The sequence below is a fragment of the Clostridium sp. genome (assembly GCF_018372875.1).
Taxonomy (GTDB): Bacteria; Bacillota; Clostridia; order Clostridiales; family Clostridiaceae; genus Clostridium.
The window spans coordinates 73,180-99,742 of record NZ_JAHAIF010000006.1; the positions used below are offsets into that span (position 1 = coordinate 73,180).

Here is a 26,563-nt window from a genome sequence, read left to right on the forward strand (position 1 = left end):
TGAATTTTGTACAAGGTTAAGATAAACTTATAAAGAAGATAGGAAGTGTTTTTATGAAAAAGAAGACAAGAGATAAATTGAAATATATATTAGCAACATTTATGGTGATTATTTTTATCTTGGGATTAATTCCAGCTATATTTCACTAGTAAGGAGTGGGCGTATTGTTTTTAAAGTCGCTAGAAATAAGAGGATTTAAATCCTTTGCAGACAAAACAGAATTAAGGTTTAAAAAAGGTGTAACTGCTGTAGTTGGACCCAATGGAAGTGGGAAGAGTAATATTTCTGACTCAGTTAGATGGGTTTTGGGTGAACAAAGTGTAAAGACATTAAGAGGAGGAAAGATGGAGGATGTAATCTTTGCAGGAACTCAATATAGAAAACCTGTAGGGTTAGCCCAAGTATCTTTAACTCTTGATAATACAGATGGTTCATTAAGTTCTGATTATAATGAAATTACTGTTTCAAGAAGAATATTTAGATCAGGTGAGACTGAATATCTTTTAAATGGAACTAAGTGTAGATTAAAGGATATTACTCAGCTATTTATGGATACTGGTATAGGTAAAGAAGGATATTCATTAATAGGACAAGGCAAGATTGAAGCTATTCTTAGTGGAAAACCTGAGGAAAGAAGAGCTTTATTAGAGGAAGCAGCTGGTATTGTAAAGTATAAATCTAGAAAAGAAGAAGCTGAAAAGAAGCTTTCTAATACAGATGAAAACCTTGTGAGAATTAGAGATATTATATCTACATATGAAGAGAGAATTGAACCATTAAGAATAGAAAGAGAAAAAGCTATTGAATATAGAGGGTTATATGATACGTTAAGAGTAAGTGAAGTATCTTTATTAGTTCACTATATAAATAATATTGAAAAGACATTAAAAGAGTATAGTGAAGCCGTAATACAAAAGAGAAATAAATTAGATGAAAAGAAAAATCTTTTATTAACTGAAAAAGAAAAGTTAAAAGAAATAGAGAGTAAGATAGAAGGAATAGAAAATAAGACAATACAAGAGAAAGCTGAGTATTATGAGAAAAAAGAAAGTATATCTAAAATCTCAAATGATATAGATGTATTTAGAGAGCGTATAAAAAATCTTGAAACTATAATAGAGAAGAATACTTTAAGTTTAGATGAGTATAAGAATAAAATTTCTATTATAAAAGAGGAAAGAGATAGAGTTGAACAAGAACTTTTAATAAAAAGAGAAGAACAAAGAGAGAAGGAAGAAGAAATCTCTTTATTAGAAAATAAGAATAGCGAATCCATAAAAAATATTAATAATATGGATGAAGAACTTAAAAAATTAAAAGAGGATGAATTTGAGTTATTAAGAGGTAATTCTGAAATTAAAAACTCTGTTACATTAATAAATAATGAAATTAAGTTAAGGATTGAGAAGGAACAAACATTAAAATCTTCTATTCAGTCTTTAGAAGGAAATATAAAGATAAATATAGCTACTTTAGAAAGTTTGAAAAATAAAGTAGAGACAATAAAAGGTGAAATAGGAAATTTAGAAGCTTCTATATATGAGAAGAGAAAAGAAATAGGAATATTAAATTCTAAAATAACCAAAAAGGATAATGAGATAAAACTTCTTAATAAAAATATTAATGAACTTGAAGCAAATAAAAATATGTTATCCAATTTAGAAAAGCATTATGAAGGATATAATAGATCAGTAAAAATTCTTATGGAAAGAATAGAGAAGGGCTTAACACCAAAAGCAGATGGCACTAAAGTTCTTGGAGAAGTTTTTACTGTTGAAAAAGATTATGAAACAGCTATAGAAATAGCTTTAGGTGCGGGGATATCAAATGTAATTACTGAGAATGAAAGGATAGCAAAAGATCTTATTAATTATTTGAAAAAGAATAATATAGGAAGAGCAACATTCTTACCACTAGACAATATAAGAGGAAACAAGCTGTCGTTGGATACAAGAATTACTTCAATGGAAGGATTTATTGGAATAGCATCAGATATAATAAAATATGAAGATAAGTATACTAAAGCTATTAATAATGTTTTAGGAAGAACTATTGTATGTAGAGATATGGATTCAGCCTTAAGATTATCAAGAAATAGTAACAATAGTTATAGAATAGTAACTTTATCAGGAGAATTAATATCTCCAGGAGGAGCTTTAACTGGGGGAAGTATACAGGGTAAGCATACTAATATTCTTGGAAGAAAAAGAGAAATTGAAGAGATAGGTGAACTGTTAGAAAGTAAAAAGCAAAAATTACAAGAATCCCTAAATGAGTACAATAGTTTTAAAAAGAAAGTGTCAGATTTAGATGAAAGTATATTAAATGATAGAGATGAAATTCATGCTAAAAATGTTGAGGTTGCAAAGAATGAATCTGAAATAATTTCTTTAAAAAATGAATCTGAAAAGTTAAAAAATAGTTTAGAGGTTTCTAAGCTTGAGTCTAAAAGAAATGACGAAGATATACAAAGCTTAAATGATAAATTAAAGGAAAAAACTAATGAACTAGAAAAAATAGAAGAGCAAAATAGTTGGAATAAAGAAAGAGCTATATCCCTAGAAGAGGACGTAAAGGTTGCTAAGGAGAAGCTTAATAAAGAAAGAGAATATATTACTGAACTTAAGGTTAATAAGGCGTCTTTAGATGAAGCATTAACTGGTAAGTTAAGTGAAATATCAAAGAAAGAAAAAGAAATAGATGAAAATATCTCAAAAGCTAAGTTCATGGAAGATGAAAATAAAGACAATAGAGAGAATATTCAAATCTTAAATAATAATATACATGAAAGATTAGATAGAATTGAGATAGAGAAGAATAGACTTATTGAACTTGAGGAAAGTTTTAAAGAAGAGGAAGTAGAAAAAGCTAAATTAAAAGAAGACTTTAAGGTTAAAGATAGTTTAATAAATGAAACCTTAGATATAATAAATAAAGAAGAAGGTGAATTAAACAAGCAAGAAGTACAGAGAGCTAAATATGAAATGGAAAGAGATAATCATTACACAAAGTTAAATGAGGAATTGGACCTAACATTAGCTGAAGCAGAAGAAATAGCAATAGATATTGAGAATGTCCATGATATAAAAGAAAGTATTAATAGTTATAAAAGAAAAATTACAGCTCTTGGAACTGTTAATTTAGCTGCAATTGAAGAGTATGATGAAGTTAAAGAAAAGTATGAGTTTATGTCTTCTCAAGAAGAAGATTTACAAAAATCAAAAGAAGAACTGTTATCTGTAATATATGAAATGACTAGCAAAATGAAGGAAGTGTTTAAAGACAATTTTAAGGTGTTAAATAAAAACTTCAATGAAACTTTTAAAGAATTATTTAAGGGGGGGAGTGCAGAGCTTATTCTTGCAGAAGGTGATGAACTAACTGCTAATATAGACATAAATGTAGAGCCACCAGGAAAGAAACTTCAAAATATTAATCTTATGTCAGGTGGAGAAAAAGTTTTATCTGCTATTGCATTATTGTTTGCAATATTAAAGATGAAGCCAACCCCATTCTGTATATTAGATGAAATTGAAGCAGCACTTGATGATGCTAATGTATATAGATATGCTGAATTTTTAAAAGAATTCTCTAAAGGAACTCAATTTATAGTTATTACTCACAGAAAAGGTACAATGGAAGCTAGTGATGTAATGTATGGCGTTACAATGGAGGAGAAGGGTATATCAAAGGTTGTATCAGTAGACTTAACAAAATAGAACTAGGAGGAAGAAGTATGTTTGGAAAATTATTTGACAAACTTAAGGATGGATTATCAAAAACAAGAAATGGATTAACTGATAAGATTAACGAAGCTTTAAAGTTGGCAGTAACAATTGATGAGGACTTATATGAAGAGTTAGAAGAGATTTTAATAACTTCTGATATTGGTATGGATACAACTATGGAAATCATAGAAAAGCTAAGAGATAAGATTAGAAAAGAAAAAATAAATGATACAGAGTTAGTAATTCCAACATTAAAATCTGTTATTAAAGAGATGATGATGGAAGGCTCTGAAGTAGAGGAAGATCAAGAAGGCAAAAAGGTTCTTTTAGTTATTGGTGTTAATGGAGTTGGTAAAACAACTTCTATTGGAAAACTTGCAGCTAAGAATAAAGCAGAAGGTAAAAAAGTTCTTTTAGCAGCAGCTGATACATTTAGAGCTGCTGCCATTGACCAACTAGAGGTGTGGAGTCAAAGAGCTGGTGTTGATATAATTAAGCAAAGTGAAGGGTCAGACCCAGCAGCTGTAGTCTTTGATGCTGTAACTGCTGCAAAATCAAGAAATGTAGATCTACTTATTTGTGATACTGCAGGTAGACTTCATAATAAAAAGAACCTTATGAATGAATTGTCAAAAATAAATAGAATAATTGATAGGGAATATAGCGAAGCTAAAAAAGAAACTTTATTAGTATTGGATGGAACAACAGGACAAAATGCTGTTATACAAGCAAAACAATTTATGGAAGCATGTCCTATCGACGGAATAATACTTACAAAGTTAGATGGTACTGCAAAGGGTGGAGTTGTAATATCAATTAAACAAACCTTAAATATTCCAGTTAGATATATTGGAGTTGGAGAAGGTATAGAGGATTTACAAGAATTTGATGCAGAAGCTTTTGCAGAAGCTTTATTTTAATATTTCTAAAGGTGTTAAGTAAAAATACTTGACACCCATAAATTATTCTGTTATTATCTCTTTTGTGGGTAAGGTGATTATATGGAAGATAGAGTTGAAATTTCTTTATTAATGGATTTTTATGGCCCATTATTAACAGAAAAACAAGGTAACATTATGGAGCTTTATTATAATGAGGATTTATCCTTGGCTGAAATTGCTGAATTAAATAACACAAGCCGTCAAGCTATCCATGATTTAATTAAAAGATGTTACAAGCTACTTCTATCATATGAGAGTAAGCTTCACTTACTTCAAAAGAGTATAAAACGTGAAAAAAAGATTACAGTTCTTTTAAAAGACTTTAAAGAAAAGTATTCTTTATCTAATGAAGAACTTGAAGAATTAAGATTTAAGTTAGAAGAGTTGTAATATATTTAGGAGGTTTAATATGGCTTTTGAAGGATTATCAGAAAAACTTCAAAGTACCTTTAAGAAATTAAGGGGAAAAGGGAAGCTTAATGAAAAAGATATAAAAGAGGCTATGAGAGAGGTAAAGCTTGCTTTATTAGAAGCAGATGTTAACTATAAGGTTGTAAAAACTTTTATATCTAATGTGAGTTCTAAGTGTGTTGGAGGCGACGTTCTAGAAAGCTTAACACCAGGGCAACAAGTTATAAAAATAGTTAACGAAGAACTTACTAATCTTATGGGCGGTAGTGAGAGTAAATTAAATTATTCAAGTTATGGACCAACTGTAATTATGCTAGTAGGTTTACAGGGTGCTGGTAAAACAACTATGTGTGGAAAATTAGCACTTCAATTAAGAAAGGATAATAAAAAACCTTTATTAGTTGCATGTGATATATATAGACCTGCAGCAATTAAGCAATTACAAGTAGTTGGTAAACAAATAGATATTCCTGTATTTACTATGGGAGATAAAGTGTCACCTGTTGACATTGCTAAGGCAGCAATTAAACAAGGAAGAAATGATGGTAATAATGTAATTATTATAGATACAGCTGGTAGATTACATATTGATGAAGAGCTTATGCAAGAACTTAAAGATGTGAAATCAGCAGTTGAACCTAACGAAATACTATTGGTTGTTGACTCCATGACTGGTCAAGATGCTGTTAATGTTGCGGAAAGTTTTAATAAAGAACTTGATGTTTCAGGGGTTATCTTAACAAAGCTAGATGGTGACACAAGAGGTGGTGCAGCTTTATCAATAAGAAGCATTACTGAAAAGCCAATTAAGTATATTGGTGTAGGGGAAAAAATGAGCGATTTCGAAGTTTTCCATCCAGAGAGAATGGCATCAAGAATTTTGGGAATGGGAGATGTATTGTCTTTAATAGAAAAGGCACAAGAGGCTATTGATGAAAAAGAAGCTGGTGACTTAGCTAAGAAGATGATGACCAATGAACTGAATTTTGAAGACTTTTTAACTGCAATGGAACAGATGAAAAAGCTTGGTCCTTTAAACAAGATTATGGAGATGATTCCTGGAATGGAGTCTCAAAATGTTGGAAAAATTGATTTTGAAAAGAGTGAAAAGCAATTAGATAAAACTAAAGCTATTATTCAATCAATGACTTTAAAGGAAAGAAGAAATCCTTCACTTTTAATTGGATCATCTTCTAGAAAGAAGAGGGTTGCATTAGGTGCAGGTACAACAATTCAAGAAGTTAATAAACTTATTAAAGGCTATGAAGCAATGAAGAAACAAATGAAACAGGTTAAATCATTAACAAAGAAATCTAGAAAAGGTTTATTTGGAAAAATGCCTTTCATGAGTTAGAAATATAAGTATATTTTAAAAGGAGGTGAAATTACAATGGCAGTAAAGATAAGACTAAGAAGAATGGGTGCTAAGAAGGCTCCTTTCTACAGAATAGTAGTTGCTGATTCAAGAAGCCCAAGAGATGGTAGATTCATCGAAGAAATTGGATACTACAATCCAATAACTGAACCAGCTGAAGTTAAGATTAATGAAGAAAAAGCTACTAAATGGTTAAACGATGGTGCTCAACCTACAGATGTAGTTAAGAGATTATTCGACCAAGCAGGCCTTAACAAGTAATTTTTGGAGGTGAACACTGTAGTTATCGTATAATTACAGGCACTATATGAAAGAATTAGTTGAAATATTAGCCAAAGCTTTAGTTGATCATCCGGAGCAAGTTGAAGTAAATGAAGTAGTTGGTGAGCAATCAATTATTTTAGAACTTAAAGTTGCTCAAGATGATATGGGTAAAGTTATTGGGAAACAAGGAAGAATAGCGAAAGCTATTAGAACCGTAGTAAAGGCTGCAGCAATTAAAGAAGAAAAAAGAGTAGTAGTAGAAATAATCTAAATGAAAGAGTTAGGTACACCCTAACTCTTTTTATACATTTACACAGGAGGGAACAAGTGTGAGTGAATATTTCAAAGTGGGTCAAATTGTTAATACTCATGGAATAAAAGGAGAAGTAAAGGTAATGGCTTTTACTGATGATGTTAACAATTTTAAAAGATATGGAAAAGTTTTAATTGATGATAAGTGGGTTGAAATTCAAGGAGTAAAGTTTCAAAAGGATAGAGTTATTCTTAAATTAGAGGGAATAGACTCTATGAATGATGCGGAAATGTATAAACAAAAGTATTTACAAGTTTTAAGGGATCAAGAGCCTGAACTTCCAGAGGATACTTATTATGTTGTAGATTTAGTTGGATGTACAGTATATGATACAAATGGAAAAAATCTAGGTAAAATATACGATGTACTACAAACTCCTAATAATGATGTTTATTGGATTGAGAAACCTAAACAATTATTAATTCCAGTTCTAAGAGATATAGTGTTAGATGTTAATATAGATGAAAAGAAAGTTCTTATAAGACCAGTAGGAGAATGGCAAGATGAGGATTAGTATTTTAACTCTCTTTCCAGAGATGTTTTCCATATTTGATCATTCTATTATAGGAAGAGCAAGGCAAAAAGGTCTTGTAAATTTAGAGTATTATAATATAAGAGATTATTCTTTAAACAAACATAAGAAAGTTGATGATTATCCATATGGTGGAGGTGCAGGAATGGTTATGACACCTCAACCAATAATTGATTCTATAAAAGCCGCAAAAGAAAAGAATTCAGGAAAGGTAATTTTTCTAGGACCTAGAGGTAAAACATTTAATCAAGAAATGGCACAAGAACTTTCAAAAGAAGAAAATTTAATTTTCTTATGTGGTCATTATGAAGGTATAGATGAAAGAACATATAAGCATATTGATATGGAAGTATCTTTAGGGGATTTTGTTCTTACTGGAGGAGAAATGGCAGCTATTCCTGTTATTGATTCTGTTTTAAGGCTTATACCGGGTGTTTTAGGTAAAGAAGAAAGTTTTATGGATGAATCTTATTCTGATGGCTTATTAGAATATCCACAATATACTAGACCAGAAGTATATGAAGGTGAAAGAGTACCAGAGGTATTGCTTTCTGGTCATCATGAAAATATAAGAAAGTGGAGAAGAAAACAATCTTTACTTATAACAAAAGAAAGAAGAAAAGATCTCTATAAAAATATACAACTTACTAAAGAGGATATAAAAATTTTAAAGGATGATAGATTATAATATTTATGTTGCGTTAGATAAAGTTGTATGCTAGAATATAGTTTGTGCTAGTACGGGCGCTCCTCTGCTGAACTAGGCTTCGGTAAGAACGTCAAATTATCTTTAAGGAGGGAATGCACAATGAACGAAATATTAAGAGCTATAGAGCAAGAACAAATCAGAACTGATTTACCAAAATTCAACGTTGGGGACAACGTAAGAGTTCACGTAAAAATTAAAGAAGGTAACAGAGAAAGAGTTCAAGCTTTCGAAGGAACAGTTATTAAGAAGCAAAACGGTGGAATTAGAGAAACTTTCACTGTAAGAAGAGTTGCTTACGGAACTGGTGTTGAAAGAACTTTCCCTATGAACGCTCCAATCATCGAAAAGATTGAAGTTACTAGAAGAGGTAAAGTAAGAAGAGCTAAGTTATACTACTTAAGAGACAGAGTAGGTAAGGCTGCTAAGGTTAAAGAATTAGTTAGATAATTTCTTTATAAAAATGGGGACTTTTATGAAGTCTCCTTTTTTAATATTTAGAATTAAACTAGCCTGAAGGAGGGAAATTATATGGCAATAAACTGGTTTCCAGGTCATATGAAAAAGACTCAAAGAGAAATAAAAGAAAATTTAAAGTTAGTGGATGCTGTTATAGAAATAAGAGATGCTAGAATTCCTAGAAGTTCAGCAAATCCAGATATAGATAAATTGGTGGGAGATAAGCCAAGAATAATTTTATTAAACAAGAGTGATTTAACAGAAAAGAGTGTTACAAAGCAATGGATTAAGCACTTATCCTCTGAAAATGTTAAGGTACTTGAAGTTAATTGTTTAACTGGAAGTGGTCTTAATGCAATTAAGCCTGCAATTCTGGAGTTGTTAAAAGAAAAGCATGATAGATTAAAGGCAAAAGGTTTAGTAAAAATAATAACAAGAGTAATGGTTGTAGGAGTTCCTAACTGCGGTAAGTCTACATTTATAAATAAAATGGCTAAGAATAATATAGCTAAAACAGGAGATAGAGCTGGAGTTACTAAAAATAAGCAATGGATAAAAACTCCATTAGGTGTAGAAATGCTTGATACTCCAGGTGTTTTATGGCCAAAGTTTGAAGATGAAGAAACAGCATTAAATCTTGCTTTTACTGGAGCTATTAAGGATGAAGTAATGGATTCAGAAGAATTAGCTTATAAGCTTGTAGAAAGATTACAAACTTATTATCCTGAAAAATTAAAAGAAAGATATAAGATAGATGAGATTTTTGAAAATCCTTTATATACTTTGGATGCTATAGCTAGAAAAAGAGGATGTTTAATGAAGGGCAACGAAATTGATTATATGAGAATAGCAGTTATTCTTTTAGATGAATTTAGAGGCGGAAAAATTGGAAATATAACTTTGGAACGTCCATAGTGAAAGGTATTAGGGTATGAATAGTGTAGATTTTAATCAACTTAAGTTTAATGAGATAAAGAAAATTGTTTCTAATATAAATATAGAAAAAGATTATAATAGTAAATTAATTAAAAGGTACATAGATTTACTTCTTTCTGATAGTAGAAAAAATGTTGTGAAACTAGGAGAATCTCTTCAAAAGAATAGAGATAAAATTATGAAAGAGATTTCTAGAGTTAAAGAAATGTATGCTTTTGATAAGAATTTTGGAAACTATCAATATATTGCAGGGGTAGATGAAGTAGGAAGAGGTCCACTTGCTGGTCCTATTGTATCTTGCGCTGTAATTTTAGATTTAAATGTAATTGATGATGAACTAATTTTATGGCTAAATGATTCTAAAAAGATTTCTGAAAAGAAGAGAGAAGAATTAGCCGAAATAATAAAAGAAAAAGCCCTTGCATATCATATAGCCCAAGCATCAAATGAAGATATAGACAGTAAAGGAATTGCTTACTGTAACAATAATGTATTCTTAGAAGCTTGCTATGGTTTAAAAATAAAACCTGATTTAGTTTTGTCTGATGGTTATTTAGTAAAAAATATTACTATAGAGAATAAATATGTTATTAAAGGTGATGCTAAAAGTGCTACTATTGCTGCTGCTTCAATCTTAGCAAAGGTATATAGAGATAACTTGATGAAAGAATATTCGAAGAAGTATCCTGAATATTATTTTGATGAAAATGCTGGATATGGAACTGTTAAGCATGTAGAAGCTTTAAAAACAATTGGGCCATGTAAAATACATAGAAAAAGTTTTTTGACAAAAATATTATAAATTATCTAAAAGAACTCTAAAGTTTTATTTAAGGGTTCTTTTTGTTTTTTATATTATAAATTGCAATAACAAATTGAACTAATCTGTATTTATGATTTAAACACTTGAAGTTGTTTAAATTGCTAAGTGTAATTAAAATAAATCTTCTTGGGAGAGTATTCAGCTTCAGTTTCAATTGTAGATAAATTAGTAAATCTAGTAAACTTTGTATTTATACGTAGTTTCATTGGTGAATTTGTATTTTTACAGCCATAGATCCAAGATATATATAGTTGTACAGTGTCTTGGTGCAAACCATTTGAGAATGTTATACCTACCAGTAGCAATAGCCTCCCCAACACAAGCATATGGTGACCATGAGTTGTTTCTCATTTTGTTTACAGTGTAGTTAATAAAATCAATACATTCTAAGATTTTAAAAGTACCACAAGAATTTTAACGTTACTTTGTATGGGCAAGGTGAACTTCAACATGGTTTCCTTTAATCTTTTAATTTTATCTAAAAGCATCACTTATTATATTTAATTTATATGAATTATCGTAGTAGTTAAAATATATTTCTGCTACATCGTATCTAACATAATAGTTATAGAGGTTATGAATAGATAAATAGCATTTAGATAAGTACTTTATATTTTTTTGCTTTGAGAAAGTTACAGATTCACAAGGTGTACCAAATGAGTTATTGCTTCTAGATTTTACTTCAACAAATACAATGACATCATCTTTTTTAGCAATTAGATCCAGCTCGCCTTTCTTTATTAGAAAATTTCTATCAAGAGTAGTATAGCCATTGTTTAAATAATAATTAGCGGCAATGTCTTCACCGTGGTTGCCTATTAGTTTGTTCATATTTTTCATTTTATAACTCCCATATTTATATATTTAAGTGTTTATATATTTATATAAATAATTATTACCCTTATTTAGTTTATCTAAGCTAGATTTTATGTTTAGTATAAATTATATTGGTAATAATCTAAAAGGAAATTGTATAGAAGGGATTGAGCGCATGGCAATAAAAATAATTAGTGCCACCTACTCTGGATTAGAAGGACAGCTTATAGATGTTGAAGTTGATATTACAAGAGGAATTCCGTACTTTAGTATTGTTGGATTACCAGATGCTGCTATAAAAGAAGCAAAAGAAAGAGTGAGATCAGCAATAGTAAATAGTGGATTTGAATTTCCTCTAGGAAGGATAGTAGTTAACTTAGCACCAGCAGATGTAAAAAAGATAGGCTCATTATTAGATTTACCTATTGCTATTGGTATACTAGCTTGCTCTGGACAAATTAACTCTAAGTATATAGAAGATTACATTCTGTTTGGAGAGTTATCTTTAGCAGGAGATATTAAAGGGGTAAAGGGGACACTGCCAATAATACTAGCTGGTGTTAGTGAAGGTAAAATGAATTTTGTACTACCTTATGAAAACTTAAATGAATGTAAGTACATCAAGGAAGCAAAATATTATCCTTTTAGTAATTTAAAAGAAAGTATATCTTTTTTGAATTACAAAGATATGTTGCCTTATGATTCTTTTTTATTAGAAGAAGTTTCTAATGAAAAATATTTAGATTTCAGTGATATTATAGGGCAAGAAAGTTCTAAAAGAGCAATGGAGATAGTTGCTGCAGGAAATCATAATATACTTATTTACGGTAGTACAGGATCAGGAAAAACTATGTTAGCAAATGCGCTTCCATCTATATTACCTGATTTAAATAAAGAGGAAGAGCTTGAGGTTGCTAAGGTTTATAGTATAGCAGGTAGTGATAAATTATATAATGTAAAAAGACCATTTAGAAATCCTCATCACTCCATTACAAAAGGAGCTTTAATTGGTGGTGGAAATATTGCTAAAGCTGGAGAAATTACTTTGGCTCATAGAGGAGTACTGTTTTTAGATGAGATATTAGAGTTTAAAAGAGATGTGCTAGAGGTTTTGAGGGAACCATTAGAAGAAGGAAAAATTAAAATTAATAGATTATATGGAAGCTATGAATTACCCTGTGATTTTATAATGGTAGGTTCATTTAATGTTTGTCCATGTGGTAAGAGTGGGTTAGAAAATGGGGATGTAGATGGATGTAATTGTAGTGAAAATCAAAAAATGAAATATTTAAATAGAATGTCAAAAGCTTTAAGGGACAGAATTGATGTATATAATTATGTACCAAAGGTAGGATATAAAGAAATAAGAAATAATAATGAAATGTATTCTTCCTTGAAAATGAAAGAGAGAGTAACTAAGGCAATAGAATTTCAGAGAGAAAGGTTAAAAGGAACTAAATATAAATATAATTCAGAAATAAGAGGAAGAGATGTTTTTGAATTGTGTAGAGTTTCAAAAAATATAGAGAGAATACTAGAAAATTATTTTGATTTAAATAGTCCTTCATTAAGAGGATATGGAAAGCTTATAAAGATATCTAGAACTATTGCGGACCTAGATGGAAATAAAGATATATTAGAAGAAAATATTCTAGAGGGAATAAATTATAGGAGAGATTATCATGGAGAAATTGTGTAAGGGGGTAGACAGTTTATGAAATATAAGATATGGTTAATAATGTTAAATATATCAAATTCGAATAAAATATCTCTTATTGAGAGATATGGAAACGAAAAAGTTGTTTATGATGAATTAAATAGTACTTTTAGCAATGTTTCATTACAAGATGCAGAGGAATATGCAGGGATATTAGCTAAAGAAAATATAGGTCTTGTTACATATAATGATTGGCAATATCCTGAGGATTTAAAAAATATAGATGAACCACCATATGGTTTGTTTTATAAAGGAAATATAAAATTACTTAATGAAGATATAGTTGGTATAGTTGGCTCAAGAATGTGTACTCAGTATGGCGCACAAATTACAAAACTATTGACAAAAGAATTAATTAGCTATAATATCACAATAATAAGCGGTGGTGCTAAAGGGATAGATTCAGTAGCACATAAAACAGCATTAGAAGATTGTGGAAACACTATTGTTGTTTTAGGGTGTGGTATAGATGTTGTGTATCCTAAACAAAATGCATCATTATTTAGAAAGATTGAAGATACTGGATTGATTATTTCAGAATTTTTACCAGGCACTAAGCCACTTCCATACCATTTTCCAATGAGAAATAGGATAATTAGTGGGTTAAGTAGGTTAGTAATAGTTGCAGAAGCATCAAGTAAAAGTGGTTCTTTAATTACGGCTAATTATGCTGCAGAACAAGGGAAATCAGTAATGGCTGTTCCAGGATCAATTTTTTCAAAAGGAAGTAATGGATGTAATAAGCTTATTAGGGATGGTGCACAGATTTTTAGTGGAATGGAGGACTTATATTCTATTTTGGAATTAAAAATTCCAAAGAAGGAAGGAATAATATCTCCAATAAAGAGAAAAATATTATCTGTTATAGCAAAGTCACCAACACATATAGATGAAATCGTTGAAAAGTCTTGTATTGACAGGGCTGCTTTGTTTAAGGTATTATTTGAAATGCAAATTAGAAATGAAATAGTTAGCCTTCCTGGCAATTATTATGCAAAGATTACGTGAGTTTTAAGGGGGTGAAGGCTCCATAAAAATGGAGTTTTTATATGGGTCAAAATTTAGTTATAGTAGAGTCACCTGCAAAGGCTAAGACAATCGCAAAATATTTAGGAAAAAATTATACAGTTGAAGCATCTATGGGGCATGTTAGAGATTTGCCTAAAAGTAAGATGGGCGTTGATATAGAAAATAATTATGAACCGAAGTATATATCAATAAGAGGTAAGGGAGAATTAATAGATAAGTTAAGAAAAGCAGCAAAAAAAGCTGATAAAGTTTATCTTGCAACTGACCCTGACCGTGAGGGAGAAGCAATTTCGTGGCATTTAGCAAATCTTTTAAAGATATCAGAAGATTCTCAATGTAGAATAGTATTTAATGAAATTACTAAAACTGCTGTAAAAGGATCAATAAAACAAGCTAGAAAAATAAATATAAATTTAGTGGATGCTCAACAAGCTAGAAGAGTATTAGATAGACTAGTTGGATATGAAATTAGTCCTATTTTATGGAGAAATGTAAAGTGGGGGTTAAGTGCAGGTAGAGTTCAATCAGCCGCTTTAAAACTTATCTGTGATAGAGAAGAAGAGATAAAAGCTTTTAATGCAGAAGAGTATTGGACAGTTGATTGTGTAATGAAAAAGGAAAGGAAGAAATTTCCTATTAAGTTATCTACAAAAAATAGCAAAAAGATTGAAATAAAAAATGAAGATGAAGCTAAAATTATAGTTGAAGAACTAGAAAAAGGTGAATTTGTAGTAGCTGGGATAAAAAAAGGTAAAAAGGTTAAAAATCCACTTCCACCATTTACTACAAGTACACTTCAACAAGAAGCAAGTAAAAAGCTTAATTTTATGACAAAGAGAACCATGTCTATAGCACAGGTTTTATATGAAGGTGTTGAAGTTAAGGGGCATGGAACAGTTGGACTTATAACATACATGAGAACAGACTCTGTTAGAATTTCAGAAGAGGCTCAAGGAAAGGCTTTAGAATTTATTAAGAGTACTTATGGAGAAGAATATTCACCAGAAAAACCTAGGGAGTATAAAGGAAAGAAAAATATCCAAGATGCTCATGAAGCTATTAGGCCTACTTATGTTGAAATTACTCCAGAGGTTGCAAAAGCAAACTTAACTAGTGAGCAATATAAATTATATACATTAATTTGGAATAGATTTATGGCAAGTCAAATGGCTTCATGTAGATTGAATACAAACTCAATAGATATAATGAATGGTGATTATAAATTTAAAGCTAGTGGATCAACAATTGACTTTGATGGGTTTATGAAATTATATCAGTATTCTAATGAAGAAGATGCTGAAGGAGTTATTCTTCCAGTTTTAGAAGAGGGAGAAGTTTTAAAGAAGGAATCTATAGAAGGAAAGCAACACTTTACTCAACCTCCTGCAAGATTTACTGAAGCTTCATTTGTAAAACTTATGGAGGAAAAGGGAATAGGAAGACCAAGTACATATGTACCTACTATTTCAACAATATTAAGTAGAGGATATGTACTTAGAGAAAAGAAGAATCTTATTCCTACAGAGTTAGGATTTATAGTGAATAAAATCTTAAGTGATTACTTCAATCAAATTGTAGATGTAGAGTTTACGGCTGAAATGGAAAAGAAGCTAGACCACATTGAAGAGGGGAGCGAAGAATGGAGAGAAGTTGTAGATGAATTCTTCAAACCATTAAAGATAGCTATAGATAAGGCTGAAAAAGAAGTGGCAAAAGTAGTTATTGAAGATAAAGTTAGTGATGTTCCATGTGATAAGTGTGGAAGAATGATGGTTATAAAAAGAGGAAGATATGGTGACTTCCTTGCATGTCCAGGTTATCCTGAATGCAAAAATGCTAAGCCAATAGTGGAAGAGCTAGATGTGCCATGTCCTGAATGTGGTAAAAAGATTGTGGTTAAGAAGAGTAAAAAAGGTAAAAAGTTCTTTGGTTGTTCAGGATATCCTGAATGTAAGTTTGTAAGTTGGAATGAACCAGTAAAAGACAAATGTCCTAAGTGTAATGCGTATATGGTTTTGAAATATTCTAAAAAAGATGGAAATTATGTACAATGTTCAAATAGTGAATGTGGATATAAAGAAGTTATTAAGAAGGAAGAAAAAACTGAAAAAGACGAAAATCAATAGTGAGCAATGTCGAAAGAACAAAAATGGAGTTGAAATAAACGGATCTGTGTGATAAACTGAAATAGTCTATAGTAAAAAAAGAATAAAAATTTTTAAAATTATGAAAAATTAAAATATACTTGAATTTTGATAGATTATTTAAGGGGGAGTTATATGTCATCATTACTTAGTAAAACAAGAATGTTGAACAAGATATTGCAGAAATCAGGAACAGAGCCAGTTGCTTTTGAAGATATATGTAAGCTTTTAAGCGAAGTGTTAGAATGTAACGTGTATATTGCTAGTAGAAAAGGAAAAATACTAGGATATACTTTTGCGAAAGATTTCGAATGTCACGTGATGAAGAAGAAAGTAATAGAAGAAAGAAGATTTCCTGCTGATTACAATGAAAAGCTTCTTAATATTACAGAAACCATATCTAATTTACCTAATAAGGGCTTTTGTGTTTTTGAAGGTGAAGGAGACTGTATGGCAGAAGACAAGCTGTCAACAATTGTTCCTATAGTGGGAAATAGAGAGAGATTAGGAACGTTACAACTTGCAAGATTTGGTAGAAGGTTTACTGACGATGATTTAGTTTTAGTTGAATATAGTGCAACAATAGTTGGAATAGAAATGCTTAGAGGAAAACAAGTTGAGATAGAGGAAGAAGCAAGAAAAAAAGCTGTTGTACAACTAGCTATTGGTACTTTATCTTATTCAGAACTTGAAGCTGTAGAGCATATATTTGATGAATTAGATGGAACTGAAGGGCTTTTAGTAGCTTCAAAGATAGCTGATAAAGTTGGTATAACAAGAAGTGTTATAGTTAATGCTTTAAGAAAATTTGAAAGTGCTGGGGTAATAGAGTCAAGATCTCTTGGAATGAAGGGAACTCATATAAGAATACTTAATGAAAAGTTATTAGATGAGTTGAAAAAGATTAAATAGTTTGTTTTAAAATCTGTATCTGTTTTAGATACAGATTTTTTAATATATAAAATGATAAAATACATAATTATGTGAAAAAGTGTATTTTATGAATAGTTATTTTTATGAAGGGGAAAATCGTAATGAGTATTTTTTATATTATTTTAAGAAGGATAAAAATAATATAAAATTTTGTTGATACAATAAGAACCTTATGGTATACTAACAAAGGTAATAAAATACACACATTACCCAATGCAGGTAGTTGGTGCCTATTAGGTGGCTGCTTGTGAAGAAGGTAGTGGAGGAAAAACCAGGAGGTAAGAAAATGTCAGTAATATCAATGAAACAATTATTAGAAGCTGGTGTACACTTTGGTCACCAAACTAGAAGATGGAACCCTAAGATGGCTCCTTACATCTTTACAGAAAGAAACGGAATCTATATCATAGATTTACAAAAGACTGTAAAGAAAGCTGAAGAAGCTTACAACTTTATTAAGGAAGTTGCTGCAGAAGGAAAAGATATCTTATTCGTTGGAACAAAGAAACAAGCTCAAGAAGCTATCCAAGAAGAAGCTATAAGATCAAACATGCACTTTGTTAACAACAGATGGTTAGGTGGAATGTTAACTAACTTCGAAACAATAAAGACTAGAATTAAGAGATTAGCTGAAATCGAAAGAATGCAAGAAGATGGAACTTTCGAAGTTCTTCCAAAGAAAGAAGTTATAAAGCTTAAGGGAGAATTAGAAAAGTTAGAAAAGAACCTTGGTGGAATCAGAAACTTAGACTGCGAAAACATCGGAGCTATGTTCGTAGTTGACCCAAGAAAAGAAAAGAATGCTATTTCAGAAGCTAAGATTTTAGGAATTCCTGTAGTAGCTATAGTTGACACTAACTGTGACCCAGAAGAAGTTGATTACGTAATTCCAGGTAACGATGATGCTATAAGAGCCGTTAAGTTAATAACTGCTAAAATGGCTGACGGAATCATCGAAGGAAGACAAGGTGAGCAATTAGCTGAATAATTAGCTATGTAAAAAGGTAGGTGAAGTATTCTTCATTTACCTTTTAACCTAAATGATAAGGGTTACTTAATATAAAGGAGGAAATGAATATGATAACTGCAAAATCAGTTAAGGAATTAAGAGAAATGACTGGCGCAGGAATGATGGACTGCAAAAAGGCTTTAACAGAAACTAATGGAGATATAGAAAAGGCTGTAGAATTCTTAAGAGAAAAAGGATTAGCTGCTGCTGCAAAGAAAGCAGGAAGAGTTGCTGCTGAAGGTCTTGTTAAGACATATATTACAGAAGATAATAAGAAGGCTGGTATCGTAGAAGTTAACTGTGAAACAGATTTCGTTGCTGCTAATGAACAATTTGTAGCTTTTGCTGATTCACTAGCTAAGATGGTTGTTGATACAACAGCTACAACTGTTGAAGAATTCTTAAACGAAAAGTACAATGAAGAACAAACAGTTCAAGAAGCTTTAACTGCTTTAATTGCTACTTTAGGTGAAAACATGACAGTAAGAAGATTCAAGAAGGTTGAAGTTGCTAATGGTGCAGTTCAAACTTATATTCACGGTGGTGGAAGAATTGGTGTTGTTGTTGAATTAGGATGCGAAACTGAATCTCAAGTAGTTGTAGATTTAGCTAAAGAACTTTGTATGCAAGTTGCAGCTGCAAACCCATTATTCTTAAATGAAGAAGGTGTTGATAAGGAAGCTGTAGAAAAGGAAAGAGAAATCTACAGAGTTCAAGCTCTTAATGAAGGAAAACCAGAAAAGATCGTTGATAAAATGGTTGAAGGAAGAATCAAGAAATACTATAAAGAAGTATGTCTTGTAGATCAAGCTTGGGTTAAAGATGGAGATAAGAGCATAGCAAAGCTTGTTGAAGAAAAATCTAAAGAAGTTGGTTCTCCAATCACTGTTAATAGCTTCGTAAGATTTGAAAGAGGCGAAGGTATAGAAAAAGTTGTTGAAGATTTTGCTGCAGAAGTTGCAAAGCAAATGGGTAAATAGTTAAAACCAAAGAGAACACTAAGTGTTCTCTTTTTTTAAAGATATAGGAATTTACGTTGGAGGTATAGAGATGTCTAATTCTAAGTATAAAAGAGTGATGCTAAAGATATCAGGTGAAGCTTTAGCTGGAGAAAATGGATTCGGTTTGGATTTTAATGTAGCTACAAGAATAGCTTTAGAAATTAAAGAACTTGTGAATATGGGGATTGAAGTAGGTGCCGTTGTTGGTGGTGGTAACATTTGGAGAGGTAGAAGCGGTGAAGGTATGGATAGAACTACTGCTGACTACATGGGAATGCTAGCTACTTGTATAAATGCTTTAGCATTACAAGATTCATTAGAACAAGTTGGAGTAATGACAAGAGTACAAACGGCTATAGAAATGAAGGAAGTTGCAGAACCTTTCATTAGAAGAAGAGCTATGAGACATCTTGAAAAAGGAAGAGTTGTAATTTTTGCCGCAGGAACTGGAAACCCTTATTTTTCAACTGATACAACTGCAGCATTAAGAGCAGCAGAAATAGAAGCAGATGTAATATTATTAGCTAAAAAAGTTGATGGAGTATACGATAAGGATCCTCATAAGTATTCAGATGCTAAAAAATATGATACACTATCATATATAGAGGTTCTTGAACAAGGATTACAGGTAATGGATTCAACAGCTACTTCTTTATGTATGGATAATAATATTCCTATACTTGTATTTGGTTTAGATGAACCTGGAAATATTAAAAGAGCTGCACAAGGCGAAAAAATAGGAACGCTTGTATCAAAAAAGTAGGAGGGTTAAAATGATCAAGGACATTATTAAGAATTCAGAAGAAAAAATGAAAAAGACTATTTCAGTTCTTAATTCAGAGTTATCGACTATGAAAGCAGGAAGAGCTAATCCAACTATGCTTGATAGAATTCAAGTAGAGTATTATGGAAGCTTATGTCCACTTAATCAAGTTGCCAATGTATCTGCTCCAGAACCAAGAGTACTTATGATAACACCTTGGGAAAAACCATTACTAAAAGATATAGAAAGAGCTATACTTAAGTCGGATTTAGGATTAAATCCTTCAAATGATGGTTCAGTAATAAGATTAATAATACCTGAATTAACAGAAGAAACTAGAAAGAACTTAGTTAAGAATGTTAAAAAGACAGGTGAAGATGCTAAAGTTGCAGTTAGATCTGTAAGAAGAGATGCTAATGAAAAGATAAAAGCATTAAAGAAGGATTCAGATATGTCAGAAGATGAAGTTAAGAAGGGTGAGGATCAAGTTCAAAAAATAACTGATTCTTACGTTAAAGAAATTGACAACATAATTTCAGCTAAGGAAAAGGAAATAATGTCAATTTAGGCTAGCAAATAAAAAACCTGCTCCAAGGGCAGGTTTTTTGTTAATTAGATATTATGGGAGGGGCCAACCTTGTTTAGTTTTTTTAAGAATAAGAAAAAGAATAGCTTGGATAATGACGAAAATATAGAATTAGATATGAATAATATCCCTAAACATGTAGCTATTATAATGGATGGTAATGGAAGATGGGCAAAACAAAGAAATCTTCCAAGAACTATGGGGCATAAAGCTGGTGTAGAAACAATAAGACGCATAATTAAAGAAGGGGATAGACTTGGCATTAAATACATGACTTTATATGCATTTTCAACTGAAAATTGGAAGAGGCCTAAAGAAGAAGTTGGAGCGCTAATGAAGTTACTTGTTCAATACTTAAAGCAAGAAATAGATGAATTAGATAGAAATGGTGTTGTTATAAATGTTCTTGGAGATATCTCTAAACTACCAGAAGAGTGCATAAGGGAAATAGAGAGAGCTAAAGAAAGAACAAAAAATAATAATGGAATAGTTATGAATGTAGCTTTAAATTATGGTGGAAGAGATGAAATTATAAGAGCAATAAAAGCAATAGCCAATGATTATAAAGATGAAAAAATAGATATAAATAATATAGATGATATTCTAGTGAATAATTATTTATATACTGCAAGAATGCCAGACCCAGATATAATAATTCGACCATCAGGAGAACAAAGATTAAGTAATTTTCTTTTATGGCAATGTGCATATTCAGAGTTTTGGTATTCAGATATTAATTGGCCTGATTTTAAGGAGAATGATTTACAAAGAGCAATTTATGATTACCAAAACAGAGATAGACGTTTTGGTGGAATAAAATAGATTGGGGTGAAGGTATTGAAATCAGATAACAGATATCTAGGTGCACTTATGATAGCACCATTTATATTATTTATATTTTGGGGAGGTTTACCTCTAAAAATATTTACTTTCATTTTATCTGCTTTAGGAATGTATGAATTTTATAAAGCGTTAAAAGAAAAAGACTTTAAACCAATTGAAATGGTAGGATATATTTTATTAATACTATTCTATTTGTTTGATAATGATTTTGAAAAGCTTATTTTTATGATAATTTTAGCAACATTTATACTTTTAATAATACCTGTAGTAGACTTAAAGTATACATTTATTGATGTTGCAATTACTTTGCTAGGATTCTTATATGTGGGCATTTTGTTTAGTTTTATATACCTAGTAAGTGAAAAAAGCGGTGGAGCTTTTTATGTATGGCTAATATTTATAGGATCATGGATGACAGATACAACTGCATATTATGCTGGTAGATTATTTGGAAAAACAAAGTTATGCCCAAAAGTAAGTCCTAAGAAAACTATAGAGGGTTCTATTGGAGGACTTATAGGATCAACAATTTCTTGTGGAATATTAGGATTTGTTGCTCAAGGATATATAGCTACTTTTCCAATATATCATTTCTTTATTATAGGAGCATTATGTGGAGTGTTTAGTCAGTTTGGTGATTTAGTAGCATCTTCTGTAAAAAGATATGTAGGAATAAAGGATTATAGTAATCTTATTCCAGGTCATGGTGGTATATTAGATAGGTTTGATTCAATATTATTCTCAGGATTAATAGTATTCTATTACTTAACTTTTATATTAGCATTGTAAATTAAAAAATATTATGTTTTATTTCTGCAAATATAACCCCTTTTCTTTGCATATATTTTAATGTATGTGCAAGGGAGGGGGTTTTTTGGAGTTTATAAGAAGATATAAAAAACTAATTGATTTGATTATGCTTTTATTAATAATAACGATTCTAACATTAATTATAAAATACTATTTCAAACCCTTTATATGGATGGTTATAATGTTTCTCATTGCAAGTCCATTATACAAGTTTTTTATAAAGTTAAATATACATGATAAAATTGCCGGAGCGTTATCAATTTTATTTGTAAATTTAGCTTTAGTTATATTTATTATTTATCTTGGTGGTAGTATATTCATTTTATTAAAAAAATTATATGAGGGAAATATTAAACTTATAGAAGATTTAATTAGAACTTATATTGGATTTATTGATATAGGAGATGGAAAAAGTATTGCAGGTAGTGTTATATCTATATTAAATCAGGATTTTATAAAAACAAGTGCTATAACAACAGGAGAAGGAATAGCAGCATTCTTTATAGGCAATATATGTGCTTTTTTTATTTTAGTGGATAAAGAAAAAATGAAGGATTTAGTTAAAAGATTAATACCAAGAGATATATTATATAAAGCTAAGTATCAAGGTGGTAACTTTAAGGAAATGATAGGTATTCAAGCTATATTAGTATTAATGTCAACCCTTGAAATAATTATAGGGTTCATAATGTTTAGGGTTCCAAAAGCAGTTTTACTTGGAGTTATTTGTGGAATATTAGACATATTACCTTATGTAGGAACAATAATTGTATTTGTACCTATAATAATATACAATATTATAGTGGAAGATTATATAGTAGCTTTTGGGTTGATATGCTTATATATTTTAGTTCAAGTTATTAGAGAAGTGCTTGAAGCAAAATTTTTAAGTGATAAACTAGAATTACATCCCTTATTAGTTTTATTATCTATATATATAGGTGTTAAGTTATTTGGGATTCTTGGAATAGTTGTAGGCCCTATGTATGGGATTCTAGCTAAGGATATAATCTATGGAGAAGATAAGTAGCAATTAGGAGGATAAAGACATGAAGAAACTTTCAATATTAGGGGGAACAGGGTCAATAGGACTTCAAACTTTAGATGTAATTAGAAAATCTAATAAAGAGTTAAAATTGATTGGGGTAACTGCTAATTCATCTGTAGAAAAGATGATAGAAATAATAAATGAGTTTAAGCCGAAATATGTAGGAATGATGGATAGTAGCTCAGCTTTAAAGATAAAAGAATATTGCACTGAGAATAATTTTGATATTGAGATTCTTGAAGGAATGGAAGGGTTAATAAAAATAGCATCCCTTGAAGAAATAGATATTGTTGTTACTTCAGTTGTAGGTATGATAGGTTTAAAGCCGACAATGGCAGCTATTGAAGCAAAGAAAGACATTGCTCTTGCAAATAAGGAAACTCTTGTTGTTGCAGGTGAATTAGTTATGCAGGCAGCAAAGGATAATGGAGTGAAAATTCTTCCGGTTGATTCAGAACATAGTGCTATATTTCAGTCATTAAGAGGGAATAGCTTAGATAGTTTAAAGAAGATAATATTAACTGCATCTGGAGGCCCTTTTAGAGGAAGAAAGATAGATGATTTAAAGGAGATAACTTTAGAAGAAGCTCTTAATCATCCAAACTGGAGTATGGGAAAGAAGATTACAATAGATTCAGCTACATTAATGAATAAGGGCCTTGAAGTAATTGAAGCTCATTGGTTGTTTAATTGTAGTTATGATAATATTCAAGTTGTAGTTCATCCTCAAAGTATTATACATTCTATGGTTGAATATAAGGATGCAAGTATAATAGCTCAACTTGGATCTCCAGATATGAGGCTTCCTATACAATATGCATTGAATTATCCAGAAAGAAAAGAAGAAGTAGCTAAATCTATTGATTTTTGGGAAATATCAAAATTAACTTTTGAAAAACCAGATTTAGAAACATTTAAATGTCTAAGACTTGCGTATGAAGCAGGAAAAAAGGGTGGCTTAGTTCCAACAGTTTTAAATGCTGCTAATGAAGTTGCTGTGCAATTTTTCTTAGATAAGAAGATAAAATTCTTAGAAATAGGAGATATTATTGAAGAAGCTATAAATTACTTTAGTGTTGAATGCAAAAAAGAGTTATCCTTAGATAACGTAATTGAATTAGATAAAAAAGTAAGAGAGTATGTAGCGTGTAATAGAGGTTAGGAGGAAAGACATTGAATTATATTTTGGCGATTTTAGGGTTTGGTTTATTAATCATAGTACATGAATTTGGACACTTTATAGCAGCAAAATTAAATGGGGTTAAGGTTGTTGAATTTTCTATAGGTATGGGACCAAAGATACTTTCACATCAAGGGAAGGAAACAAGATATTCTCTTTCGTTATTACCTATAGGTGGATATGTTCAAATGTTAGGGGAAGAAGAGGCTGTAGATGACGAAAGGAGTTTTTCAGCTAAATCACCATTAAGAAGAATTTCTATAATCTTAGCTGGAGCTTTCATGAATTTTGTATTAGCAATAGTTATTTTAAGTACTATATTTAATATTTTTGGATTTGTAACTACAAGCTTAGATAGAATTGAGGCTGGAACACCAGCTGCTTCAGCAGGATTAATGCCAGGAGACAAAATAACTAGAGTAAATGGAAGTAAAGTGTTTACAAATAGCGATATTTCTGTTGGCGTAAATATGAATAAAGGCAAAACAATAGACCTTGAGTATGAAAGAGGAGGATTAAAAGATACAGTAACGATACAACCTGCATATATAGAGGATGAAGGAAGGTATATGATAGGAGTTTATTTCAAGGGTGAAGAAAATCCTAGTATATTAAGCAGTATAAAGGAAAGTTTTAATGAAACTGCATCTTTGATTTCTCAAACTTTTAAAGGGTTAAAAATGATATTTACAGGAGAAGCCAATTTAAAAACTGACGTTGGAGGTCCTGTTACAATAATTAAGATGTCAGCAGGTGCAGCAGAAGTAGGTGTGTGGAATTTAATGAAGCTAGTTGCAATACTTTCTGTTAGCATAGCAGTGTTTAATTTATTACCATTCCCGGCTTTAGATGGTGGATGGGCAGTTATATTATTTATAGAATTAATAACAAGAAGAAAGGTACCAGATAAAATAGTAGGGGTTCTAAATACAGTAGGATTTATGCTACTGATAGGAATTATGATATTAGTAACAATAAAGGATATAATTTTCCCTATTAGTTTTTAGGAGTGTAGGATAAAATGGATAGAAAGTTAACAAGAAAAGTAAAAGTAGGAAAGGTATATGTAGGAGGAGATGCTCCTGTTACAATCCAATCTATGACTAATACAGATACAAGAGATGTTGAGGCTACATTAAAGCAAATTAGAGAACTTTATAATGCAGGATGTGAAATTATAAGATGTACAGTGCCTGATATGGAGGCTGCGGAAGCAATTAAAGAAATAGTAAAACAATCACCTATTCCGGTAGTTGCAGATATACATTTTGATTATAGATTAGCTCTAAAAGTTGTTGAAAATGGTATATCAGCAGTTAGGATTAACCCGGGGAATATTGGAAGTATTGAAAGAGTTAGAATGGTTGCTGAAGCTTGTAAAGCTAAAAATATTCCAATAAGAATTGGTGTGAATTCAGGCTCTTTAGAAAAAGAGATTCTAGAGAGAGATGGAAAGCCTACAGCTAAAGGATTAGTAGAAAGCGCATTAGCTCATGTTAAAATATTAGAAGCAGTAGATTTTAAGGATATAGTAATTTCTATTAAATCTTCAGATGTTAGAATGATGATAGATGCTTATAGGCTTATGAGTGAAAAGGTTGATTATCCTCTTCATTTAGGAGTTACTGAGTCGGGAACTCCATTTAGAGGAACAATAAAGTCAAGTATAGGTATTGGTACATTACTTGCAGAAGGAATAGGAGATACTATAAGAGTTTCCCTTACAAGTGATCCAATTGAGGAAATTAAAGTTGCAAAGGAAATGTTAAAGGCTTTGGGGTTAAGAAAGGGTGGGCTTGAATTTGTTTCTTGTCCAACATGTGGAAGAACACAAATAAAGCTTATTGAAATTGCAAATGAAGTTGAGAGAAGACTTGAAGGCAATAATAAAGATATAAAAGTTGCAGTTATGGGATGCATAGTTAATGGACCAGGAGAGGCTAGAGAGGCTGATATTGGCATAGCTGGAGGTAAAGGCGAAGGAATTATATTTAAAAAAGGTGAAATAATTAAAAAGTGCAAAGAAGAGGATTTAATTGAAGAATTAATGAAGGAAATAAAGTTGCTTTAATTAAACCTAATTGATGTAAAAATTTATCGTTAGAGTATAATTTTAGTAGGCAGAGATAGTAATAAAAACTAGATAAAAATAAAAGGAGATGCAAAAGCATCTCCCAATATACATAAATATCCATT

Annotated in this window: 27 protein-coding genes; 26 read left to right on the plus strand and 1 reads right to left on the minus strand. The window is 30.7% G+C overall.

The window, feature by feature from the left end:
- The first annotated feature begins 53 nt into the window (after window positions 1–53).
- From KIB46_RS03670 to KIB46_RS03725, 12 genes are all read left to right on the plus strand, one after another.
- The gene (locus tag KIB46_RS03670; RefSeq protein ID WP_195259236.1) at window positions 54–149 is read left to right on the plus strand and encodes a DUF4044 domain-containing protein; all 96 of its coding nucleotides are present in this window, start codon (window positions 54–56) and stop codon (window positions 147–149) included.
- Window positions 150–164: 15 nt separating this feature from the next.
- On the plus strand, window positions 165–3,719 hold the full coding sequence (gene smc / locus KIB46_RS03675; RefSeq protein ID WP_291670899.1) for a chromosome segregation protein SMC: 3,555 nt from the start codon (window positions 165–167) through the stop codon (window positions 3,717–3,719).
- Window positions 3,720–3,736: 17 nt separating this feature from the next.
- Complete coding sequence (ftsY, locus tag KIB46_RS03680) at window positions 3,737–4,648, plus strand: signal recognition particle-docking protein FtsY (protein ID WP_291670900.1); 912 nt, start codon at window positions 3,737–3,739, stop codon at window positions 4,646–4,648.
- Window positions 4,649–4,729: 81 nt separating this feature from the next.
- Window positions 4,730–5,059 (plus strand): putative DNA-binding protein, encoded by a 330-nt coding sequence (locus tag KIB46_RS03685; protein WP_027097516.1) that lies wholly within the window; start codon window positions 4,730–4,732, stop codon window positions 5,057–5,059.
- 19 nt (window positions 5,060–5,078) lie between these two features.
- Window positions 5,079–6,434: a signal recognition particle protein gene (ffh, locus tag KIB46_RS03690; protein ID WP_291670901.1), complete on the plus strand. Its 1,356-nt coding sequence runs from the start codon at window positions 5,079–5,081 to the stop codon at window positions 6,432–6,434.
- Between the two features lie 36 nt (window positions 6,435–6,470).
- A complete protein-coding gene (gene rpsP, locus KIB46_RS03695; protein WP_027097518.1) occupies window positions 6,471–6,716 on the plus strand; it encodes a 30S ribosomal protein S16 in 246 nt (81 codons plus the stop codon).
- Window positions 6,717–6,762: 46 nt separating this feature from the next.
- Window positions 6,763–6,990, plus strand: a complete 228-nt coding sequence (locus KIB46_RS03700) for a KH domain-containing protein (protein ID WP_027097519.1) — start codon at window positions 6,763–6,765, stop codon at window positions 6,988–6,990.
- Between the two features lie 58 nt (window positions 6,991–7,048).
- The gene (rimM, locus tag KIB46_RS03705; RefSeq protein WP_156558834.1) at window positions 7,049–7,546 is read left to right on the plus strand and encodes a ribosome maturation factor RimM; all 498 of its coding nucleotides are present in this window, start codon (window positions 7,049–7,051) and stop codon (window positions 7,544–7,546) included.
- Window positions 7,536–8,252: a tRNA (guanosine(37)-N1)-methyltransferase TrmD gene (gene trmD / locus KIB46_RS03710; RefSeq protein WP_156558835.1), complete on the plus strand. Its 717-nt coding sequence runs from the start codon at window positions 7,536–7,538 to the stop codon at window positions 8,250–8,252. The genes rimM and trmD overlap by 11 nt, the downstream gene beginning before the upstream one ends.
- 120 nt (window positions 8,253–8,372) lie before the next feature.
- Window positions 8,373–8,720, plus strand: a complete 348-nt coding sequence (gene rplS / locus KIB46_RS03715) for a 50S ribosomal protein L19 (protein ID WP_291670902.1) — start codon at window positions 8,373–8,375, stop codon at window positions 8,718–8,720.
- Window positions 8,721–8,801: 81 nt separating this feature from the next.
- Complete coding sequence (gene ylqF, locus KIB46_RS03720) at window positions 8,802–9,644, plus strand: ribosome biogenesis GTPase YlqF (RefSeq protein WP_291670903.1); 843 nt, start codon at window positions 8,802–8,804, stop codon at window positions 9,642–9,644.
- 16 nt (window positions 9,645–9,660) lie between these two features.
- Entirely contained in the window at window positions 9,661–10,467 is an 807-nt protein-coding gene (locus KIB46_RS03725) for a ribonuclease HII (protein ID WP_156558837.1), read from the plus strand.
- Window positions 10,468–10,962: 495 nt separating this feature from the next.
- Here KIB46_RS03725 and KIB46_RS03730 read toward each other — a convergent pair whose 3' ends face one another.
- The gene (locus KIB46_RS03730) at window positions 10,963–11,328 is read right to left on the minus strand and encodes a YraN family protein (RefSeq protein ID WP_156558838.1); all 366 of its coding nucleotides are present in this window, start codon (window positions 11,326–11,328) and stop codon (window positions 10,963–10,965) included.
- A 151-nt stretch (window positions 11,329–11,479) separates the two neighbouring features.
- Here KIB46_RS03730 and KIB46_RS03735 point away from each other — a divergent pair, with 151 nt between their 5' ends.
- The 14 genes from KIB46_RS03735 to ispG all read left to right on the plus strand — a co-directional run bounded on the left by KIB46_RS03735 (window position 11,480) and on the right by ispG (window position 26,438).
- A complete protein-coding gene (locus KIB46_RS03735) occupies window positions 11,480–13,003 on the plus strand; it encodes a YifB family Mg chelatase-like AAA ATPase (RefSeq protein WP_156558839.1) in 1,524 nt (507 codons plus the stop codon).
- A gap of 15 nt (window positions 13,004–13,018) precedes the next feature.
- Complete coding sequence (gene dprA, locus KIB46_RS03740) at window positions 13,019–14,029, plus strand: DNA-processing protein DprA (RefSeq protein ID WP_156558840.1); 1,011 nt, start codon at window positions 13,019–13,021, stop codon at window positions 14,027–14,029.
- 41 nt (window positions 14,030–14,070) lie between these two features.
- A complete protein-coding gene (gene topA, locus KIB46_RS03745; RefSeq protein ID WP_156558841.1) occupies window positions 14,071–16,176 on the plus strand; it encodes a type I DNA topoisomerase in 2,106 nt (701 codons plus the stop codon).
- Between the two features lie 153 nt (window positions 16,177–16,329).
- Window positions 16,330–17,106 carry a GTP-sensing pleiotropic transcriptional regulator CodY gene (codY, locus tag KIB46_RS03750; RefSeq protein WP_156558842.1) on the plus strand — a complete coding sequence of 259 codons (777 nt, stop codon included), beginning with the start codon at window positions 16,330–16,332 and terminating at the stop codon, window positions 17,104–17,106.
- Between the two features lie 307 nt (window positions 17,107–17,413).
- Window positions 17,414–18,115, plus strand: a complete 702-nt coding sequence (gene rpsB / locus KIB46_RS03755; RefSeq protein WP_156558843.1) for a 30S ribosomal protein S2 — start codon at window positions 17,414–17,416, stop codon at window positions 18,113–18,115.
- Window positions 18,116–18,204: 89 nt separating this feature from the next.
- Complete coding sequence (tsf, locus tag KIB46_RS03760; protein WP_027097531.1) at window positions 18,205–19,116, plus strand: translation elongation factor Ts; 912 nt, start codon at window positions 18,205–18,207, stop codon at window positions 19,114–19,116.
- A gap of 70 nt (window positions 19,117–19,186) precedes the next feature.
- On the plus strand, window positions 19,187–19,900 hold the full coding sequence (pyrH, locus tag KIB46_RS03765) for a UMP kinase (protein ID WP_027097532.1): 714 nt from the start codon (window positions 19,187–19,189) through the stop codon (window positions 19,898–19,900).
- Window positions 19,901–19,910: 10 nt separating this feature from the next.
- Entirely contained in the window at window positions 19,911–20,468 is a 558-nt protein-coding gene (frr, locus tag KIB46_RS03770) for a ribosome recycling factor (protein WP_291670904.1), read from the plus strand.
- Between the two features lie 69 nt (window positions 20,469–20,537).
- Entirely contained in the window at window positions 20,538–21,308 is a 771-nt protein-coding gene (locus KIB46_RS03775) for an isoprenyl transferase (RefSeq protein WP_156558844.1), read from the plus strand.
- Between the two features lie 15 nt (window positions 21,309–21,323).
- Window positions 21,324–22,118 carry a phosphatidate cytidylyltransferase gene (locus KIB46_RS03780; protein ID WP_291670905.1) on the plus strand — a complete coding sequence of 265 codons (795 nt, stop codon included), beginning with the start codon at window positions 21,324–21,326 and terminating at the stop codon, window positions 22,116–22,118.
- A gap of 85 nt (window positions 22,119–22,203) precedes the next feature.
- A complete protein-coding gene (locus tag KIB46_RS03785) occupies window positions 22,204–23,169 on the plus strand; it encodes an AI-2E family transporter (protein WP_363290124.1) in 966 nt (321 codons plus the stop codon).
- A gap of 19 nt (window positions 23,170–23,188) precedes the next feature.
- Entirely contained in the window at window positions 23,189–24,349 is a 1,161-nt protein-coding gene (dxr, locus tag KIB46_RS03790) for a 1-deoxy-D-xylulose-5-phosphate reductoisomerase (protein ID WP_156558847.1), read from the plus strand.
- Window positions 24,350–24,360: 11 nt separating this feature from the next.
- Window positions 24,361–25,374 (plus strand): M50 family metallopeptidase, encoded by a 1,014-nt coding sequence (locus tag KIB46_RS03795; RefSeq protein ID WP_156558848.1) that lies wholly within the window; start codon window positions 24,361–24,363, stop codon window positions 25,372–25,374.
- A gap of 14 nt (window positions 25,375–25,388) precedes the next feature.
- Entirely contained in the window at window positions 25,389–26,438 is a 1,050-nt protein-coding gene (ispG, locus tag KIB46_RS03800) for a flavodoxin-dependent (E)-4-hydroxy-3-methylbut-2-enyl-diphosphate synthase (RefSeq protein WP_291670906.1), read from the plus strand.
- Window positions 26,439–26,563: the final 125 nt, after the last annotated feature.